The following is a 19076-nucleotide window of genomic DNA, read 5'->3' as shown; positions in this document are numbered from 1 at the left end:
GAGCCGGCCCTGACCGTTGCGGCATACTTCTGCGTCTTTCCATCGAACAGAAGGGCCGCGCACCCGTTGCGTGCGCAGGCCCCGCTCCAGGACCGTTTCCGGACCGCATCAGGACCGCATCAGGACCCATTGCATGGCCAATCCCGACTCCAATCCGCCCGCCAAACCCACGACTCACGGCGAGGATCACCCGATCGATGCCTCCACCGAGGCACCCGCCGGCCGGCCCGCTGACCGGCCAGAGTCCGGCCCCGACCGCCGCCCCGGCCCCATTCCGCCCGCCGCCCTCGCCCCTTCGCGAGGCCGGCGCGGCGTCTGGATCGCGGGCCTGCTGGTGCTGCTGCTGGCCGGCGGCGGCTGGTACTGGTACAGCCAGCGCGGTGCGTCCGATGCCGGCCAGGCGGGCCAGCCCGGACCCGGCGGACGCATCCCGGGCGGACCCGGCGGCCCGGGCGGCCGCGGCATGAGCGGCCCGGCCGCGCCGGTGGTGGTCAGCCCGGTCGTGCAGCGCGATATGGACGTGGTGCTCAATGGCCTGGGCAACGTGACCCCGGTCGCCAACGTCACGGTGCGCGCGCAGGTTTCCGGCCCGCTGCTGCGCGTGCTGTTCAAGGAGGGCCAGATGGTCAAGGCCGGCGACCTGCTGGCCGAGATCGATCCGCGTCCGTTCCAGGCCGCGCTCGACCAGGCGCTGGGCCAACTGGCGCGCGACCAGGCGCTGCTGCAGAACGCGCGCATCGACCAGCAGCGCTATCGCACGCTGCTGGCGCAGGATTCGATCGCCAAGCAGCAGGTCGACACGCAGGACGCGCTGGTGCGCCAGTACGAGGGCGTGGTCAAGACCGACCAGGCCAACGTCGACAACGCGCGCCTGCAGCTGGGCTACACGCGCATCAAGGCCCCGACCTCGGGCCGCATCGGCCTGCGCCAGGTCGACCCGGGCAATATCGTCAGCACCTCGGATGCCAACGGCATCGCGCTGATCACGCAGATCCAGCCGATCGCCGTGCTGTTCTCGATCCCGGAGGACAACCTGCCCAGCGTGCTCAGGCAGCTGAACGCCGGCCAGACGCTGCCGGTACAGGCCTGGGACCGGCAGGCGCGCAACAAGCTGGCCGACGGCACGCTGCTGACCACCGACAACCAGATCGATACCACCACCGGCACCGTGCGGCTCAAGGCCGTGTTCCGCAACGACGACGGCATGCTGTTCCCGAACCAGTTCGTCAATGTGCGGATGCGGGTCGATACGCTGGCCGGCGCCACCGTGGTGCCGGTCGCGGCGATCCAGCGCGGCCAGCAGGGCACCTTCGTCTATGTGGTCGACCAGCAGAACAAGGTCAAGGTGCAGACCGTCGCGCTGGGACCGAGCGACGGCGAGCAGACCGCCGTGCTGCGCGGCGTGCAGGCCGGCCAGCGCGTCGTGGTCGACGGCGCAGACCGGCTGCGCGAAGGCATGACGGTGCAGACCGTCGATCCGGCGGCGCGCGCCGCGGCGGTGGCGCCGGCGAGCGAGCCGCGCGCGCGTGGCCGCCGCCTTCGCGCGGGCGGCGCTTCCGGCCCCGAGGCGGCCGGTCCGCGCGCGCATGCGGGCGCCAGCGCGCCGGCCGCGGCCCCCGCCTCCGCCGCCGCGCCGGCACCGCGCCAATGAGCCCGCGCCGTAGCCGTACCGAGGACGCTGCATGAACCCGTCACGCCTATTCATCGAGCGGCCGGTCGCCACCGCGCTGCTGATGCTCGCGATCCTGCTGTCCGGGCTGGTCGCCTACCGGATGCTGCCGCTGTCGGCGCTGCCCGAGGTCGACTACCCGACCATCCAGGTCACCACGCTGTATCCCGGGGCCAGCCCCGACGTGATGACCTCGGCGGTGACCGCGCCGCTGGAGCGCCAGTTCGGCCAGATGCCCGGGCTCAAGCAGATGTCGTCGTCCTCGTCGGGCGGCGCGTCGGTGATCACGCTGCAGTTCGACCTGACGCTGCCGCTCGACGTCGCCGAGCAGGAGGTGCAGGCCGCCATCAATGCCGGCAGCAACCTGCTGCCGGGCGACCTGCCGATGCCGCCGGTCTACAGCAAGGTCAATCCCGCCGACGCGCCGATCCTGACGCTGGCGATGACCTCGGACACGCTGCCGCTGCCCAAGCTGCAGGACCTGGTCGATACGCGCGTGGCGCAGAAGATCTCGCAGATCCAGGGCGTGGGTCTGGTCACCATCAGCGGCGGCCAGCGCCCGGCCGTGCGCATCCAGGCCAATCCGACCGCGCTGGCCGCGCTCGGCATGTCGATCGACGACCTGCGCACCGCGATCGGCGCGGCCAACGTCAATGGCGCCAAGGGCAGCTTCGACGGCCCGGCGCGTGCCTCGACGATCGACGCCAACGACCAGCTGCGCTCGGCCGACGAATATCGCCAGATCATCATCGGCTACCAGAACGGCGCACCAATCCGCATCACCGACGTGGCCACCATCGTCGACGGCCCGGAGAACTCGCGCCTGGCCGCATGGGCCAACGGCAAGCCGGCCATCGTCGTCAATATCCAGCGCCAGCCCGGGGCCAACGTGATCGCGGTGGTCGACCGCATCAAGACGATGCTGCCGCAGCTGCAGGCCTCGCTGCCGGCCTCGGTCAAGGCCGAGGTGCTGACCGACCGCACCACCACGATCCGCGCGTCGGTGCACGACGTCGAAATCGAACTGCTGCTGGCGATCGCGCTGGTGGTGATGGTGATCTTCCTGTTCCTGCGCAACGTGCCGGCGACGGTGATCCCCGGCGTGGCGGTGCCGCTGTCGCTGGTCGGCACCTTCGGCGTGATGTACCTGGCCGGCTTCTCGATCAACAACCTGACGCTGATGGCGCTGACCATCGCGACCGGCTTCGTCGTCGACGACGCCATCGTGATGATCGAAAACATCATGCGCTACATCGAGAAGGGCGAATCGCCGATGGCGGCGGCGCTCAAGGGCTCGAAGCAGATCGGCTTCACCATCATCTCGCTGACCTTCTCGCTGGTGGCGGTGCTGATCCCGCTGCTGTTCATGGGCGATGTGGTCGGCCGGCTGTTCCGCGAGTTCGCGGTCACGCTGGCGGTGTCGATCCTGATCTCGGCGGTGGTCTCGCTGACGCTGACGCCGATGATGTGCGCCCGGATGCTGCGCCACGTGCCCGAGGACCAGCTGCCGCGCTTTCACCGCGCCACCGGCGCCTTCTTCGACCGCGTGATCGAGCGCTACGGCCGCGCGCTGAACTGGGTGCTGGGCCGGCAGCGCGCCACGCTGCTGGTCGCGATCGGCACGCTGGCGCTGACCGTGGTGCTGTACCTGGCGATTCCGAAGGGCTTCTTCCCGGTGCAGGACACCGGCGTGATCCAGGGCGTCACCGAGGCCTCGCAGAGCATCTCGTTCCAGGCGATGTCGCAGAAGCAGCGCGCGGTGTCGGAAGTCGTGCTGAAGGATCCGGCGGTGCAGAGCGTGTCCGCCTTCATCGGCGTCGACGGCACCAACACCACGATGAACGCCGGCCGCATGCTGATCAACCTGAAGCCCAAGGGCGAGCGCGACGACATCGCGACGGTCACCGAGCGGCTGCAGGCCGCGGTCGAGGAGATGGGCGGCGTCTCGCTGTACATGCAGCCGGTGCAGGACCTGACGATCGAAGACCGGGTCTCGCGCACGCAGTACCAGTTCACGGTGGAAGACCCCGATCCGCAGACGCTGGCGACCTGGGTGCCGAAGCTGGTCGAGCGGCTGAAGGAGGAACCCGAATTCCGCGACGTCGCCACCGACCAGCAGAACAACGGCCTGCGCGTCTACGTCGACATCGACCGCGACGCGGCCGCGCGCTTCGGCATCACCACCGCGGTGATCGACAGCGCGCTGTACAGCGCCTACGGCCAGCGGCTGGTGTCGACGATCTTCACGCAATCGAGCCAGTACCGCGTGGTGCTGGAGGCGATGCCGGAATTCCGCGACAACCCGCGGGCGGTGGCCGAGCTGCGGCTGCCCTCGTCGTCCGGCGGCCAGGTGCCGCTGGGCGCGTTCGCCCGCATCAGCGAGCGCACCGGGCCGCTGGTGATCAACCACCAGGGCCAGTTCCCGGCCGCGACGATCTCGTTCAACCTGGCGCAGGGCGCGTCGCTGGGCCACGCCGTCGACAAGATCAAGCAGGTCGAGCAGGAGATCGGCCTGCCGATCTCGATGCAGACCACCTTCCAGGGCGCGGCGCTGGCCTTCAGCGCGTCGCTGTCGAACACGCTGTGGCTGATCCTGGCCGCGGTGGTCACGATGTACATCGTGCTCGGCGTGCTGTACGAGAGCACGATCCACCCGGTGACGATCCTGTCGACGCTGCCGTCGGCCGGCGTCGGCGCGCTGCTGGCGCTGCTCCTGGCCGGCCATGACCTGGGCATCATCGCGATCATCGGCATCATCCTGCTGATCGGCATCGTCAAGAAGAACGCGATCATGATGATCGACTTCGCGCTGGAGGCCGAGCGCGAACGCGGCATGGCGCCGCGCGACGCGATCTTCGAGGCCTGCCTGCTGCGCTTCCGGCCGATCCTGATGACGACGATGGCGGCGCTGCTGGCGGCGCTGCCGATGATGCTGGGCACCGGCATCGGCTCGGAACTGCGCCGGCCGCTGGGCATCACGATGGTCGGCGGGCTGCTGGTCAGCCAGGTGCTGACGCTGTTCACCACGCCGGTGATCTACCTGGCGTTCGACCGGGTCGCCGGCCGGCTCAAGGGCTGGCGCCGGCGCCGCTTCGGCGATCCAGACGCCGATCGGGATGCGGACTTCGGCCCGGGCGGCACGCCGGGTACCGAACCGCCGAGGGCGCCATGAACCTGTCGGCCATCTTCATCCACCGGCCGGTCGCGACCGCGCTGCTGACGCTGGGCATCCTGCTGGCCGGACTGGCCGCGCTGCGGATGCTGCCGGTGTCGCCGCTGCCGCAGGTCGACTACCCGACCATCTCGGTGTCGGCCTCGCTGCCGGGCGCAAGCCCCGAAACGATGGCCGCCACCGTGGCGACGCCGCTGGAGCGCGCGCTCGGCTCGATCGCCGGCGTCAACGAGATCACCTCGAGCAGCTCGCTGGGCTCGACGCGGATCGTGCTGCAGTTCGACCTGTCGCGCGACATCGACGGCGCCGCGCGCGACGTGCAGGCGGCGATCAACGCCTCGCGCGCGACGCTGCCGAGCAGCCTGCCGGGCAACCCGACCTACCGCAAGGTCAACCCGTCGGACGCGCCGATCATGATCATCGCGCTGACCTCGCCGACGATGACGCGCGGCCAGCTGTACGACGCCGCCTCGACCATCCTCGCGCAGAAGCTGTCGCAGATCGAGGGCGTCGGCCAGGTGACGATCGGCGGCGCTTCGCTGCCGGCGGTGCGGGTCTCGCTCAATCCGACCGCGCTGAACAAGTACGGCATCGCGCTGTCCGACGTGCGCAACGCGATCAGCGCGACCAATGCCAACCGGCCGCTCGGCGTGGTCGAGAACGACAGCAAGGCTTGGCAGATCTATGCCAACGACCAGGCGATGAAGGCGGAAGACTACATGCCGCTGATCATCCGCTATGCGACGCCGGGCAGCTATTCGACCACCACCGCCGGCGCGCTGATCGCCAGCACGTCGAGCGCGACCTCGGGCGGTACGGTGCGCACCACCACCGTCAACGGCGTGACCACGACCACGGTGACCGCGGGCGGCACGACCACCACCACGGTCAACAATGCCGCCGGCAGCAATGCGGCGACCAGCGGCCCCAATTCCTTCGCGGTGCCGGTGCGGCTATCCGACGTCGCCACCGTGACCGACTCGGTGCAGGACGTGCGCAACGCCGGCTCGGCCAATGGCGAGCCGTCGGTGCTGCTGGTGCTGAACCGCTCGCCCGGCGCCAACATCATCGAGACGGTCGACCGCGTCAACGAGATGCTGCCGACGCTGCGCCAGATGATCCCGGCCGCGATCTCGATGGACGTAATGATGGACCGCACGCCGACCATCCGCGCGTCGCTGCGCGAGGTCGAGCACACGCTGATCATCTCGGTCGCGCTGGTGATCATGGTGGTGTTCCTGTTCCTGCGCAACGTGCGCGCCACGCTGATTCCCAGCGTCGCGGTGCCGGTGTCGCTGATCGGCACCTTCACCGTGATGTACCTGGCCGGCTTCTCGCTGAACAACCTGTCGCTGATGGCGCTGACGATCGCCACCGGCTTCGTCGTCGACGATGCGATCGTGGTGCTGGAGAACATCTCGCGCCATCTGGAGGCCGGCATGCGGCCGGTGCAGGCGGCGCTGCGCGGCGCGCGCGAGGTGGGCTTTACCGTGATCTCGATGAGCCTGTCGCTGATCGCGGTGTTCATCCCGCTGCTGCTGATGGGCGGGATCATCGGCCGGCTGTTCCAGGAGTTCGCGATCACGCTGTCGGTGGCGATCCTGGTGTCGCTGGTGGTCTCGCTGACGACCACGCCGATGATGTGCGCGCGGCTGCTGCGCGAGCCGCGGCACCAGCGCCCGCCCGGCCGCTGGTATCGCGCCAGCGAGCGCGTGTTCGGCTGGATCAGCGAGCGCTATGCGCGCTCGCTGTCGGTGGCGCTGCGGCACAGCCGCCTGGTCTGGCTGATCCTGCTGGTGACGATCGGCCTGAACGTCTGGCTCTATGTGATCGTGCCGAAGGGCTTTTTCCCGCAGCAGGACACCGGCCGGCTGATCGGCTTCATCCGCGCGGACCAGGCCACCTCGTTCCAGGCGATGCGCCAGAAGCTCGACAGCTTCATCCGCATCGTGCAGTCCGACCCCGCGGTGGTCAACGTGACCGGCTTTACCGGCGGTTCGCAGCGCAATACCGGGCAGATGTTCGTCACGCTCAAGCCGCTGACCGAGCGCACCGAGACGGCCAACGAGGTGATCGCGCGGCTGCGCGGCAAGCTGGCGAAGGAACCCGGCGCGAGCCTGTTCCTGGTGCCGGTGCAGGATATCCGCATCGGCGGCCGGCAGAGCAGCTCGCAGTATCAGTTCACGCTGCGCTCGGACGACCTCGAGGTGCTGCGCGCGTGGGAGCCCAAGGTCCGCAATGCGCTGTCGAACCTGAAGGAGCTGGAGGACATCGACACCGACACCAACGACAAGGGCCTGCAGACCTCGGTGATCGTCGATCGCGACACCGCGTCACGGCTCGGCGTCACGATGCAGCAGGTCGATTCGCTGCTGAACGACGCGTTCGGCCAGCGGCTGGTGTCGACGATCTACCATCCGCTGAACCAGTATCGCGTGGTGATGGAGCTGAGCCAGGAATACCTGCAGGGGCCGAACGCGCTGAAGGACATCTATGTGGTGACCGGTGCCGGCAATCGCGTGCCGCTGTCCGCGTTCGCGCGCGTGGTGCCGACCAGCACGCCGCTCGGCGTCAACCACCAGGGCCAGTTCGCCGCGTCGACGATCTCGTTCAACCTCGCCGAGGGCGTGTCGCTGTCGCAGGCCACCGAGCGGATCCAGCATGAAATGGCGCGGATCGGCGCGCCCGAATCGCTGCAGGCCAATTTCGCCGGCACCGCCAGCGCCTTCCAGGAGTCGCTGCGCAGCCAGCCGATCCTGATCCTGGCCGCGCTGATCACGATCTACATCGTGCTGGGCATCCTGTACGAAAGCTATGTGCACCCGCTGACGATCCTGTCGACGCTGCCGTCCGCCGGCGTCGGCGCGTTGCTGGCGCTGCTGGCCTCGGGCACCGAGTTCAGCGTGATCGCGCTGATCGGCGTGATCCTGCTGATCGGCATCGTCAAGAAGAACGCGATCATGATGATCGACTTCGCGATCGATGCCGAACGGCGCGAAGGGCTGACGCCGCGCGAGGCGATCTATCAGGCCTGCCTGCTGCGCTTCCGGCCGATCATGATGACGACGATGGCGGCGCTGCTCGGCGCGGTGCCGCTGGCGCTCGGCCGTGGCGACGGCGCCGAGCTGCGCGCGCCGCTCGGCATCTCGATCGTCGGCGGCCTGCTGGTCAGCCAGCTGCTGACGCTCTACACCACCCCGGTGGTCTACCTGACGCTGGACCGCTGGCGCCTGAAGTGGCAGGCCTGGCGCAACCGCCGCCATGCACGTCGCGACAGCGGCCGCGGCACGCCGTCCGCGCCCACGCCTGCCGGATTCGATTCGTGACGATGAACCAGAAAGCGATGACCCGCCCCTCCTCCCTGCCCCGCTGCGTCGTGATGGCCTGCGCGCTGCTGCTCGGCGCCTGCGCGGTCGGGCCCGACTACCAGCGGCCCGATGCGCCGGTGACACCCACCTTCAAGGAGGCGCCGGCCGAATGGGGCCAATGGAAGCCCGCCGAGCCCGGCGACGCCAGAGAGCGCGGCGACTGGTGGACCGTGTTCGGCGATCCGCAGCTCGACGCGCTGATGGCGCGCGTGAAGGTCTCCAACCAGACCATCGCCGCCGCCGAGGCCCAGTACCGCCAGGCCACCGCGATCCTGCGCGCGGCACGCTCCGGCTACTTCCCGGTGGTCGGCGCGCAGGCCAGCGTGGACCGCTCGCGCAGCGGCAACGGCAATATCACCAGCGGACAGACGGCAACGCTGTCTGCCAGCTGGGAGGTCGATCTGTGGGGCCGCGTGCGGCGCCAGGTCGAGAGCAGCGAAGCGAGCGCGCAGGCCAGCGAGGCCGACCTGGCCTCGACGCTGCTGTCGACGCAGGCCACGCTGGCGCAGACCTATTTCCTGCTGCGCGTCGCCGATGCGCAGCAGGCGCTGCTGCAGCGGACCGTCGCCGATTACGAAAAATCGCTGCAGCTGGTGCGCAACCAGTACCAGGCCGGCATCGCGCAGCGCTCCGACGTGCTGCAGTCCGAGACGCAATTGAAAAGCGCGCAGGCACAGCTGATCGACATCCAGATCGAGCGCGCGCAATACGAGCATGCGATCGCGGTGCTGACCGGGCAGCCGCCGGCGGCGTTCTCGCTGGCGCCGATCGACTTCACCGAGACGGTGCCGCGCGTGCCGGTCGCAGTGCCGTCGCAACTACTCGAACGGCGCCCCGACATCAGCGCGGCCGAGCGCCGCGTCGCCGCTGCCAACGCGCAGATCGGCGTGGCGCAGGCCGCGTATTACCCGACGCTGAGCCTGTCGGCCGCGGGCGGCTTCACCTCGAGCTCGCTCGAGCGCTGGCTGTCGCTGCCGAACCGGATCTGGTCGTTCGGCCCCGAACTGGCCATGACGCTGCTCGACTTCGGCGCGCGCAGCGCGGCCAAGGAACAGGCGATCGCGGTCTACGACCAGACCGTGGCGAACTATCGGCAGACGGTGCTGACGGCGTTCCAGGAGGTCGAGGACAACCTGGCCGCGGCGCGCCTGCTCGAGCAGGAAGCGGTGGTACAGAACGAGGCGCTGCGCTCGGCGCGCGAGGCGCTGTCGCTGGTCAACAACCGCTATCGCGCCGGTACCGCGGGCCTGCTCGACGTGCTGACGGCGCAGACCGCGGCCTATACGGCCGAGCGCACCGCGCTGTCGATCGCGGGCCGGCAGCTGAGCGCGAGCGTGGTGTTGATCAAGGCGCTGGGCGGGGGATGGCAAGGCCCCGGGACGGCGGTGGCGACGGGATCCGAGGCAGGAGCTGCGGTGTCGCGCTAGGCGCCGCGGCGGTGGTCTGCCGCCGCCCTCGCCGAATCAACCGCTGCTGCGCCGCCGCGGCGACGGCTGCGGCAGCGGCTGGTGGCTGACCCGCTCCTGCAGCCAGGCGCCCGCCTTGCCGAGCGGGCGCTGCTTGTGCCAGACCAGCTCCATCGCCACCGGCCAGTCCTGGTCGTCGAAGTCCAGCTCCGGTGAAACCAGCTGCGCGGCGGCCGGCGAGTTGGCGGCGACGTGCCACGGCACGAAGGCCCAGCCCAGTTCGCGCTTGACCAGCTCGACGATGACCCAGTGGCTCTCGACCCACCAGACCTCGGCTGCCACGCGCAGGCGCATCTTCTCCTCGCTGTCGCTGCGCACCGCCACCATCAGCTGCCGATGGCGCTTGAGCTCTTCCCAGCCGACGCGCTGCTGCGCCGCCAGCGGATGGTCGGGCGCGCAGATGATCTGCATCGGCACCCAGCCCAGCCCGCGGAAGGCCAGCGCGGGCGGCAGCACCTCCTGCCGCCACATCAGGCCCAAGTCGGCGCCGCCCTCCAGCACCAGCCGGCTGACGTCCTCCATCACCGGGAACAGCAGTTCCAGCTCGACCGCAGGAAACCGGTGCGAGAACTCCTCGAGCAGCACGCCCAGCGTCTCCTCCGGATAGAGCTCGTCGACCGCCAGCACCAGCCGGCTTTCGACGCCCTCGCCCAGGCTCTTGGCGACGCCGCGGAAATGCTCGCAGCGCTCCAGGATCACGCGGGCCTCGACCAGCAGGCGCTCGCCCGCCGGCGTCAGCGCGGGATAGCGTCCGCTGCGGTCGAACAGCGCATTGTCGAGATCGATTTCGAGATTGGAGACGGCGGTGCTGACCACCGACTGGGCCTTGCCGAGGCGGCGCGCCGCGGCGGAGAACGAGCCGGTCTCGGCCGCGGCGACGAAGGCTTGCAGTTGTTCGAGGGACAGGCTCATGGCGCGGGTTGGCCGTCGGATGAACGGCGGTAGTGGAACGGGGACCCATGGTGCCACATCTCCGCGCCATCCATCTGGATAACAGATACTTCCCAACTTGTATCTGCTGCCCTACCCGATAGACTGGCGCCATTGTCTTCGATGGAGCGACACAATGCGCGGTACGCTGGACAGAATCCGTCACACGGTGGGCTTCGAACTGATCGGCCTGCTGATCTTCGCGCCGCTGGGCAGCTGGGTGTTCGGCTACGCCCTGCACCAGATGGGCGTGATCGCCGCGGTCGCCTCGCTGATCGCGGCGGTCTGGAACTACGTCTACAACCTGATGTTCGACAAGGCCATGGTCCGGCTGACCGGCTCGGTGCGCAAGTCGCCGGCGGTGCGCGTCGGCCATGCGCTGCTGTTCGAGCTGGGCCTGCTGATCGTGTTCCTGCCGTCGGTGGCGTGGTACCTGAAGATCAGCCTGCTCGATGCGCTGCTGATGGACCTGGCGGTCGCCGGCTTCTACGTGGTCTACGCCTTCGTCTACAACTGGGCCTACGACATCGTGTTCCCGGTGCCGGGCCGCACGGTCACCGCCGAGGCGTCCGGCAGCGAGCCGGCCTGACCGGCGGCCCGCCAGAGCAGCGGCAACACCGACGCAACGCAGACGCATCAAACGACGACGCCCCGGCCATTGGCCGGGGCGTCCTGTTTGGTGCCGCCTGACCGCTGCGGCCCTGACCGCTGCGGCCCTGACCGCTGCGGCCCTGACTTCTGCGACCCTTACTTCTTCTTGTCGTCGGTCAGCACATTGCCGACCACACCGCCCAGCGCGGCGCCGCCCAGCGTGGCGCCCGGTCCGCCGATCAGGGTCGCGCCGGCGACCCCGCCCACACCGGCACCGATGGCGGTGTTGCGCTGCTTGGCGGTCATGTCGGCGCAGCCCGCGGTGGCGAGCAGCGTGGCCAGCGCGAACGACAGGGTAAGGGTACGCATCGAAAGCTCCTTGTACGGGCGAGAGACAGCTCGATTGTGCGGCCCCATCGCACCGGGCGGGCAGACCATCGCCACCTATACCGCTGTCAGATAAATCCCACATCGGCCGCGCGTCCTCACGTCGTGACGGCGTCGTGCGACACCATGTCATCGGTGCGCGTTAGACTTCGGGCGCCATTGCGAGCCAACACATGCTGCCGATTTCCGCCCGCCTCTCCCCTCTGTGCCGCGTCTTCGCGGCAACGCTGCTGCTCTGCCTGACCCCGCTGGCATGGGCGGCGCGACCGCTCGTCACCGACGACGCGCGCATCGTCGATCCGCAATCGTGCCAGCTCGAATCGTGGCTGCGCTTCAATCGCGACGGCACCGAACGCTGGGCGCTGCCGGGCTGCAACTTCACCGGCAACTTCGAATGGACGTTCGGCGGTTCGGTGCAGCGATACGGCGATGGACCGGGCAACGCGATCACCGATCTGCAGTTGCAGGGCAAGACGGTGCTCAAGCCCGTCGAGACCAACAGCTACGGCGTCGCGCTGACGGTCGGCATGACCGAATATCCGAAGGCCTCGCCGCGCAGGACGCCGGGCGGACTCTACCTGAACCTGCCGTTGACGGTGTCGATGCGCGACGACCGTCTGCTGCTGCATGCGAACGTCGGCGCCACGCACGATCGCGCCGAGCGGCAGACCCGGATGACCTGGGGCGTGGCCGGCGAGGCGACGATCAGCGAGCGCTGGGCCATGATCGCCGAGACCTTCGGCGAGAGCGGCGACCGCCCGTGGATCCAGCTCGGCGCGCGCGTGTGGATCGTGCCGCAGCGCGTCCAGGTCGACATGACCTGGGGCACGCAGCTGAACCAGCCGCGCGAGACGCGCTTCGTGTCGGTCGGCCTGCGGCTGCTGTCGCCAAGCTGGGGGAAATAAGCCAGAACGCAGCCGTGTCGACCCGCCCTTGCGCGGTTCGGCGATTTAGTTATACTCCATAACAATTCGTCGGACGGACGTCGAACGGACGTCGAACAGACGCCAAGCAGACATCCAACACAGAGCGGACCGCCCGTCGCGCGCAGGTCCGCCGCAGGAGACACCATGCGCATCGCCATCGCAGGCGGCGGCATCGGCGGGCTGACGCTCGCGCTGCTGTGCCATCGCCACGGCATCGACGCCGAAGTCTGGGAAGCCAGCGAATCGCTGAAGCCGCTGGGCGTCGGCATCAACCTGCTACCCCATGCGGTCCGCGAACTCGCCGAACTCGGCCTGCAGCCGGCGCTCGCGCAGATCGCGATCGAAACGAGTTCACTGTCCTACTACAACAAGTTCGGCCAACGGATCTGGCACGAGCCGCGCGGGCTTGCCGCCGGCTATCCGTATCCGCAGTTCTCGGTCCATCGCGGCGAGCTGCAGATGCTGCTGTATCGGACCGCGGTCGAGCGGCTGGGCGCCGATCGGGTGCACACCGGCCACGCGTTCGAGGCGGTGCACGACACCGGCGCGAGGCCCGGGTCGCCGGTGCAATTCACGCTGCGGCGGCGCGCGGACGGCGCGCAGGTGCCGGCCAGGGCCGATGTGCTGGTCGGCGCCGACGGCATCCATTCGGCGGTCCGGCGGCAGTTCTATCCGAGCGGCGACGCCCCGCGCTTCTCGCGGCGGATGCTGTGGCGCGCGGTCACCGAGGCGCCGCCCTATCTGGACGGCCGCTCGATGTTCATGGCCGGCCATCAGGACCAGAAGTTCGTCGCCTATCCGATCTCCGAGCCGCTGCGCCGGCAGGGCCGCTCGCTGATCAACTGGATCGCCGAGCTGCGCGTGCCGGACGACGCGTCGGACACGCCGCCGCGCAGCGACTGGAACCGGCAGGTCGACAAGTCGGTGTTCCGCGAGGCCTTCGCCGGCTGGCGCTGGGACTGGATCGACATTCCGGCGCTGATCGACGGCGCCGGGGCGATCTACGAATTCCCGATGGTCGACAAGGATCCGCTGCCGCGCTGGACCTTCGATCGCGTCACGCTGCTCGGCGACGCCGCGCACCCGATGTACCCGATCGGCTCGAACGGCAGCGCGCAGGCGATCGTCGATGCCCGCCATCTGGTCGACTGCCTGCTCGGCACGCCCGATACCGGCTACGCGCTGCGCGAATACGAGGCAGAACGGCTGCCGCGCACCGCCGGCATCGTGCTGCGCAACCGGCTCAACGGCCCCGAGCAGGTCATGCAGCTGGCCGAGTTGCGCGCACCGCAGGGCTTCACCGATATCGAGCAGGTGATTCCACACGCCGAGCTGGAGGCGATCGCATTGCGCTACAAGCAGCTGGCCGGATTCGACCGGCAGTCCGTGCAGGGCGGCACACGTTGACCGGCCGCACCATCACAAGAAAGGGAGACAAGCCATGACACTTCGCCGCACCGCGCTCGCGCGCCTGGCCCCGGCACTGGCATTGACGCTGGCCGCCGCCTCGATGTCCGGCGCCGCGCTGGCCGACGTCACCGTCGGCGTCAGTATCTCGTCGACCGGGCCCTCGGCCTCGCTCGGCATTCCGCAGAAGCAGTCGCTGGGACTGCTGCCACAGCAGATCGCCGGCGAAACGATCCGCTATGTGGTGCTCGACGACGGGTCCGATCCGACCCAGGCCACCAAGGTCGCGCGCCGCTTCGTCAGCGAGGACAAGGTCGATATCATCCTCGGCTCGTCGGCGGTGGCACCGTCGATTGCCATCGCCGAAGTCGCCGACGAGAGCAAGACCGTGCAGCTGGCGTTCTCGCCGATCGAGCTCAAGCCCGGCCGCGGCGAATGGACCTACCGGCTGGCCCAGCCGATCAAGCTGATGGCCGAAGCCGTCGCGGCAACGGCCAAGGCCAACGGCGTCAAGACCATCGGCTTCATCGGCTTTGCCGACGCCTATGGCGAGACCTGGCTGAAGGAATTCACCACGGCCGCGGCCGCCAACGGCATCCGCATCGTCGCCACCGAACGCTACGCGCGCTCGGACACCGCGGTCACCGCGCAAACGCTGAAGCTGATCTCGGCGCGCCCCGATGCGATGTTGATCGCCGGCGCCGGCACCGGGGCCGCGCTGCCCCACACGACGCTGCGCGAGCGCGGCTATCGCGGGCCGATCTACCACACGCACGGCGCGGCCACCAAGGACCTGATCCGTATCGGCGGCAAGGCAGTCGACGGCGCCATCCTGCCGGCCGGTCCGGTGATCGTGCCCGAACAACTGGCCGCCGACAGCGCGCCGAAGAAGCCGGGCCTCGACTATGTCGGCCGCTACGAGAAGCAGTACGGCGCGGAAAGCCGCACGCAGTTCGGCGCGCATCCGTACGATGCGGGGCTGGTGCTGCAACGGATCGTGCCGGTCGCGCTCAAGCGCGCCAAACCCGGTACGCCGGAGTTCCGTGCGGCGCTGAAGGCGGCGCTGGAGAGCGAGCGCGAGATCGTGGTCTCGCATGGCGTGCTCAACTACACCAGCCAGGACCACTTCGGTTTCGACCAGCGCGGCCGCGTGATGCTGACCATCGACAACGGCAACTGGAAGCTGCTGAAGTGACGGCCGAATCGACATTGCCTGGCCCGCCCGGCTTGCCCGCGCCGCGGCTCGAGCATGTCGCCGACTTCAGCTTCCGCCTCGATCCGGCGATCGAGGTAGGCGTCAGCGCGGTCGGGCAGCGGCGCGTGATTCCGATTCTGGATGGCATCGTCGACGGCCCGCTGCTGCGCGGCCGCGTGCTGCCCGGCGGCGCCGACTTCCAGCTGGTGCGTCCGGACCTGGGCGACGGCGTCACGGTCGCGGAGATCGAGGCGCGCTACGTCCTGCAGACCGACGACGGCGCCCGGATCTACATCGTGAACGCAGGCCTGCGCAGCGGTCCCGCCGATGTGCTGGCGCGCCTGTCCGCCGGCGAGACGGTCGATCCGTCGCTGGTCTACTTCCGCACCGCGCCCCGCTTCGAGACGCAGGCACCGGCCTACCGCTGGCTGATGCAACACACGTTTGTCGCGACCGGCGCGCGTTTCCCGGACCGCGTGCAGATGCGATACTTCCGCGTCGCCTGAACGGATGGCGGGCGTCGGCGCCGCCATTCCCTTTTCCATGTCCGCTTCGTCACGCTCCTCACGCTCGTCCCCATCTTCCCGCTCTCCGCGCAAGACCCGCGATACGCTCGCGCCAGACCCCGCCACCGAAGCCGGCGGCTTCGACCCGCATCTGCCGGACGTCGACTATGGGGTGCTGGACAACCTGATCGGCTACGCGATCCGCCGCGCGCAGATCCGGCTCTACGAAGACTTCGTGCGATCGCTGGCGCCGTGGAACATCACGCCGCCACGCTTTTCCGCGCTGGTGCTGATCTCACGCAACCCGGACCTGAAGCTGACCGACCTGGCCAGGATCATGGGCATTGCACGTTCGGGGGCCGTGCTGCTGGTCGATGCGCTGGAAGAGATGAAGCTGGTGGCGCGACGGCCGGCGGAGAAGGATCGCCGCGCGTTCAGCCTGGTGTTGACGGCGGCCGGCCGGCGCACGCTGGAGGCGGCGACCGAGGCCGTTTGCGACCATGACGCGAAGATGGCGCGCGCGCTGTCGGCGCAGGAACAGCAGACGTTGAGAGCACTGCTGGCGCGACTCGCCTGAGAGTAACAAATCCTGTAGTGGCCGCCATCATTTGAATAGTGTCGTCGCAGTGCGGTGGGTACGCTTCGCTGTCCTGAAGCTCCAGCCAACGTTGCCGTTCCTCGTTGGCCTTTCTCCACCCACCACCGCGCCGACATGTTCCGTATCTTTGCCCCGTCTCCCCCTGCCGCACATCCTGTCGCAGACCCTGCCGTACATCCCGCCGTCCCCCTTGCGGCCGATCTCCCGATCCACACCGAAGCCCAACCCCGGCCGCCGCAAGACATCCAGCCCGCCAGCGTTGGTCCAGTAGCCGCCCATCGCGCGGAACCAGCGCCATCCGCCGATGCCGTCCGGAACCAGCCGGCGCCCCGCGTGGTCGATCTGCTCGATTCCGCCTGGCAGAAGCTGACCAGCGCGGTGCATTCGCTGCCGGATACCAGCCGCAAGGACGAGATCCTGAGCACCGCGACGCGATGCGGCAAGAAGATCGCGAAGGCGCAGTCGGCCGCCGCGCGCATCGAAGCCTGGGATCTGCAACAAGGCCACGACGTACGCATCTCCCCTCAGGAGTTGTTGCGGCTGCGTGCCGATATCAAGCAGTGTGCGCAGTCGGTCGGCGAAGCGCTGGCCGATCTCGATCAGTTGGCCACGAGCGTTCGGGATTATCCGGACAACGAAGCCCCGGGCACTCGGGCCATCGTGTTGATCGGGATCGCCGGCATCGTCGGCGCGCTGGCGATGCTGGTCGTCACGGTCGCCTGCCCTCCCCTGGGCCTCGCACTGCTCGGAGCGCTCGCTGCCGGCGGCGCCGCCGGTGGCGGTTATCTGATCCACAAGCTCTGTCAGGCCGCCTCCGCTCACGAGGGCTTCGAACGAGCGAACGGCGACGTGTCCGGCGCCCTCCGGCAATCGCTGGAGCAGGCCAGGGCCCTGGAGGCCCGGTTCAACGACGAATTGGCGCCTGCGTTGATGCGGAATGCGACCCTCCGAACCACGGACGATCTGCAGGAATTTCTCGAGCGGCAGATGTCGCTGAATCGGTTTGCAGGCGACGTCACGCAGCGAAGGGCGGAATGGCAGCGCGATATCACCGCTCAGCTGCACGCCGACCTTCCGCGGGATCAGTCGGAACTGTTGTATCCGTGCGAGATAGCCAACGAGCGCCTGATTCCGCCGGGCTTCCGTGAGGGGCTGGCCGCGCTCCCCGCGGAGCAGCAGCAGAGGGAGATCGACAAGCGTCTCCCTGGGGCCATCGACATCGCGATCAACAAGATCCGCGCTGCCGCGGATGGCAACGACGACACGTTCGATGCGCTGCTATATCTGATCACGCAGCGCCCTCGCAATGCGGTGGAGAACGCGGCGATGACTGTGCTGGCCAGGGCCATCGGACTTTCCGAAGCGTTTAGCACTGCCGCGGGGCAAAAGATCAACCTCGTGCAGATTGCATGCGACGAAAGCGGAAGGGCCATCGGCGGCAGGATCACCTACAAGCTGTACCAGCCGGCGCCCGAACTCGGCCTCAACGCCTTGTACATCATGCCGCTGGGGGCCGGCGAAATCATGTTGGCGCCGGAAGACGCCGGTCTTCAGGCCGTCGCGACCTTCGCGTTGGAAGGCCGGAACATCAAGGTCACGTCGCTGACGTTCAACGCAACGCTCTCCATCCTTGCAGCCTGCGCCGAAATGTTCGCGCCCGAAGTCGACCGGTTGGCGCAGTCGGGCAATCCACAGGATTTTGTGTTTGACGAGAAGCCGGCCGGCAGCAACGTTCCGGTACCCGGCGATCCGCCCGCGGGCCGCGGCTGAACAGCGACGAGGGCACCGAACGGCAGCCCGGATCGGCTCGACGGCGATATCGGGGCAATCCTTGATTCCAACCTGGGAGGAACTGCATATGTCATTGGTACCGACGGGATCCACGCACACGGCCATGCCGCCCCCCGGATATCTGGGCGCCCTGCCGACGGAACTGAAGCTCGCGGTCATCGATGCCGATCCGGGCGCCGCGCTTGCGTTGATGGATACCACGCATGAATTCGAGATGCTGGTTTGCGACGGGCCACTGCGCCCGCTCTTCCAGTACTTCGAGCGTTCGCCGGACCGCCTGCGGTCCTTCCTGCAGGCAGGTATCCGCTCGGGAAAGACAGCCGGCCAGTTGGTGGGCCTGGCGACGGTATTCGACCAGGTGACGAGCGCCCCAATCGAGGGCATCCGTCATGCCGCGCGATATCTGGTGGAGTTGGGAATGGTGACGCCACGGATCTACAACGCCATGTGTCCTTCCTTTGTCCATCTGCTGTGCGAAAAGGACACGCTGACGTTCTCGTTTTCGCGCCGCTTTCCGTTGCTCAGCGAAGGCGAGCTGGCCGAACATCGGAACATGCTGCGGCCGTACGCCGACGAGCACGCGTTCAACCATGTTTCCGAACTCGATATCGTCCTGCTTCGCATCGCGCCCGCGCTCGGTGAACGTGGACTGCTCGGACTGGCTTTTGATCAGTTGTGCGATCGGGACTGCTTCGGCCGCTTTCTGATCCTCGATGGATTCGCCGATCGCGAAGCGGCCTACCATTGCTCAAGAGCCGACTCCGCGGCTCTTGCGCAAATGATGAAGCGGTTCTATGGCGCGATGGACCTGCGAATCATCGATTTCAACCGCAACGCGCGGGATGGCGCCCTCTACCGGACCGCCTTCGGCAGCCCGGGACGTCCTTCCGCCAGCTGTCAGTCAACAGCGTCGGCGTCATCGGCCCGCGTCCGTGTTCGTCCTGCGGCAACGTGGCGTCACACGCGGGACGACCAGCGAATCTGGCTGTTTCAGCTGTTTCGCCAGCTCTGACGGCCAACGACAGGAAGCCGGGACCTGACAGCGCTTCCTCGCGACGATGAGCAGCCGA

14 protein-coding genes are annotated in these 19076 nt (G+C 68.5%); 12 read left to right on the top strand and 2 right to left on the bottom strand.

The window, feature by feature from the left end:
• Nucleotides 1–133 precede the first annotated feature (133 nt).
• Genes M1D55_RS13320 through M1D55_RS13305 form a run of 4 tightly spaced genes read left to right on the top strand, consistent with a single transcriptional unit; the run spans nt 134 to nt 9636 of the window.
• A complete protein-coding gene (locus M1D55_RS13320) occupies nt 134–1651 on the top strand; it encodes an MdtA/MuxA family multidrug efflux RND transporter periplasmic adaptor subunit (RefSeq protein ID WP_456282371.1) in 1518 nt (505 codons plus the stop codon).
• 31 nt (nt 1652–1682) lie between these two features.
• Complete coding sequence (locus M1D55_RS13315) at nt 1683–4841, top strand: MdtB/MuxB family multidrug efflux RND transporter permease subunit (protein WP_456282370.1); 3159 nt, start codon at nt 1683–1685, stop codon at nt 4839–4841.
• Entirely contained in the window at nt 4838–8167 is a 3330-nt protein-coding gene (locus M1D55_RS13310) for an efflux RND transporter permease subunit (RefSeq protein ID WP_456282369.1), read from the top strand. The genes M1D55_RS13315 and M1D55_RS13310 overlap by 4 nt, the downstream gene beginning before the upstream one ends.
• A 2-nt stretch (nt 8168–8169) precedes the next feature.
• Nucleotides 8170–9636 carry an efflux transporter outer membrane subunit gene (locus M1D55_RS13305; protein ID WP_456282368.1) on the top strand — a complete coding sequence of 489 codons (1467 nt, stop codon included), beginning with the start codon at nt 8170–8172 and terminating at the stop codon, nt 9634–9636.
• 36 nt (nt 9637–9672) lie between these two features.
• Here M1D55_RS13305 and M1D55_RS13300 read toward each other — a convergent pair whose 3' ends face one another.
• Nucleotides 9673–10587 (bottom strand): LysR family transcriptional regulator, encoded by a 915-nt coding sequence (locus tag M1D55_RS13300; protein ID WP_064576418.1) that lies wholly within the window; start codon nt 10585–10587, stop codon nt 9673–9675.
• 154 nt (nt 10588–10741) lie between these two features.
• Here M1D55_RS13300 and M1D55_RS13295 point away from each other — a divergent pair, with 154 nt between their 5' ends.
• Nucleotides 10742–11194, top strand: a complete 453-nt coding sequence (locus tag M1D55_RS13295; RefSeq protein ID WP_456282367.1) for a PACE efflux transporter — start codon at nt 10742–10744, stop codon at nt 11192–11194.
• Between the two features lie 158 nt (nt 11195–11352).
• On the opposite strand, the gene M1D55_RS13290 is transcribed toward M1D55_RS13295, so the two are convergent.
• On the bottom strand, nt 11353–11565 hold the full coding sequence (locus M1D55_RS13290; protein WP_006579879.1) for a glycine zipper 2TM domain-containing protein: 213 nt from the start codon (nt 11563–11565) through the stop codon (nt 11353–11355).
• Nucleotides 11566–11756: 191 nt separating this feature from the next.
• Between M1D55_RS13290 and M1D55_RS13285 the strand changes: the two genes are divergently transcribed.
• The 7 genes from M1D55_RS13285 to M1D55_RS13255 all read left to right on the top strand — a co-directional run bounded on the left by M1D55_RS13285 (nt 11757) and on the right by M1D55_RS13255 (nt 19018).
• Nucleotides 11757–12488 (top strand): hypothetical protein, encoded by a 732-nt coding sequence (locus M1D55_RS13285; protein WP_456282366.1) that lies wholly within the window; start codon nt 11757–11759, stop codon nt 12486–12488.
• Nucleotides 12489–12653: 165 nt separating this feature from the next.
• Nucleotides 12654–13916 (top strand): flavin-dependent oxidoreductase, encoded by a 1263-nt coding sequence (locus tag M1D55_RS13280; protein ID WP_456282365.1) that lies wholly within the window; start codon nt 12654–12656, stop codon nt 13914–13916.
• Nucleotides 13917–13950: 34 nt separating this feature from the next.
• A complete protein-coding gene (locus tag M1D55_RS13275) occupies nt 13951–15111 on the top strand; it encodes an ABC transporter substrate-binding protein (RefSeq protein WP_456282364.1) in 1161 nt (386 codons plus the stop codon).
• A complete protein-coding gene (locus tag M1D55_RS13270) occupies nt 15108–15617 on the top strand; it encodes a DUF3237 domain-containing protein (RefSeq protein ID WP_456282363.1) in 510 nt (169 codons plus the stop codon). The genes M1D55_RS13275 and M1D55_RS13270 overlap by 4 nt, the downstream gene beginning before the upstream one ends.
• Nucleotides 15618–15654: 37 nt before the next feature.
• Nucleotides 15655–16194 carry a MarR family winged helix-turn-helix transcriptional regulator gene (locus M1D55_RS13265; RefSeq protein WP_456282362.1) on the top strand — a complete coding sequence of 180 codons (540 nt, stop codon included), beginning with the start codon at nt 15655–15657 and terminating at the stop codon, nt 16192–16194.
• 354 nt (nt 16195–16548) lie between these two features.
• On the top strand, nt 16549–17985 hold the full coding sequence (locus M1D55_RS13260) for a hypothetical protein (RefSeq protein WP_456282361.1): 1437 nt from the start codon (nt 16549–16551) through the stop codon (nt 17983–17985).
• A gap of 88 nt (nt 17986–18073) precedes the next feature.
• Nucleotides 18074–19018: a hypothetical protein gene (locus M1D55_RS13255; protein ID WP_456282360.1), complete on the top strand. Its 945-nt coding sequence runs from the start codon at nt 18074–18076 to the stop codon at nt 19016–19018.
• The last annotated feature ends 58 nt before the right edge of the window (nt 19019–19076 follow it).

The organism is Cupriavidus sp. JZ107, from assembly GCF_053903255.1.
The sequence above is the reverse complement of the archived record's forward strand: the minus strand, read 5'-3'. Positions and strand labels throughout refer to the sequence as shown.

Excerpts from the sequence above, each read along its gene's own strand:
- M1D55_RS13320 (WP_456282371.1), top strand. The coding sequence starts at position 134 with ATGGCCAATCCCGACTCCAATCCGCCCGCCAAACCCACGACTCACGGC.
- M1D55_RS13315 (WP_456282370.1), top strand. The coding sequence starts at position 1,683 with ATGAACCCGTCACGCCTATTCATCGAGCGGCCGGTCGCCACCGCGCTG.
- M1D55_RS13310 (WP_456282369.1), top strand. The coding sequence starts at position 4,838 with ATGAACCTGTCGGCCATCTTCATCCACCGGCCGGTCGCGACCGCGCTG.
- M1D55_RS13305 (WP_456282368.1), top strand. The coding sequence starts at position 8,170 with ATGAACCAGAAAGCGATGACCCGCCCCTCCTCCCTGCCCCGCTGCGTC.
- M1D55_RS13300 (WP_064576418.1), bottom strand. The coding sequence starts at position 10,587 with ATGAGCCTGTCCCTCGAACAACTGCAAGCCTTCGTCGCCGCGGCCGAG.
- M1D55_RS13295 (WP_456282367.1), top strand. The coding sequence starts at position 10,742 with ATGCGCGGTACGCTGGACAGAATCCGTCACACGGTGGGCTTCGAACTG.
- M1D55_RS13290 (WP_006579879.1), bottom strand. The coding sequence starts at position 11,565 with ATGCGTACCCTTACCCTGTCGTTCGCGCTGGCCACGCTGCTCGCCACC.
- M1D55_RS13285 (WP_456282366.1), top strand. The coding sequence starts at position 11,757 with ATGCTGCCGATTTCCGCCCGCCTCTCCCCTCTGTGCCGCGTCTTCGCG.
- M1D55_RS13280 (WP_456282365.1), top strand. The coding sequence starts at position 12,654 with ATGCGCATCGCCATCGCAGGCGGCGGCATCGGCGGGCTGACGCTCGCG.
- M1D55_RS13275 (WP_456282364.1), top strand. The coding sequence starts at position 13,951 with ATGACACTTCGCCGCACCGCGCTCGCGCGCCTGGCCCCGGCACTGGCA.
- M1D55_RS13265 (WP_456282362.1), top strand. The coding sequence starts at position 15,655 with ATGTCCGCTTCGTCACGCTCCTCACGCTCGTCCCCATCTTCCCGCTCT.
- M1D55_RS13255 (WP_456282360.1), top strand. The coding sequence starts at position 18,074 with ATGTCATTGGTACCGACGGGATCCACGCACACGGCCATGCCGCCCCCC.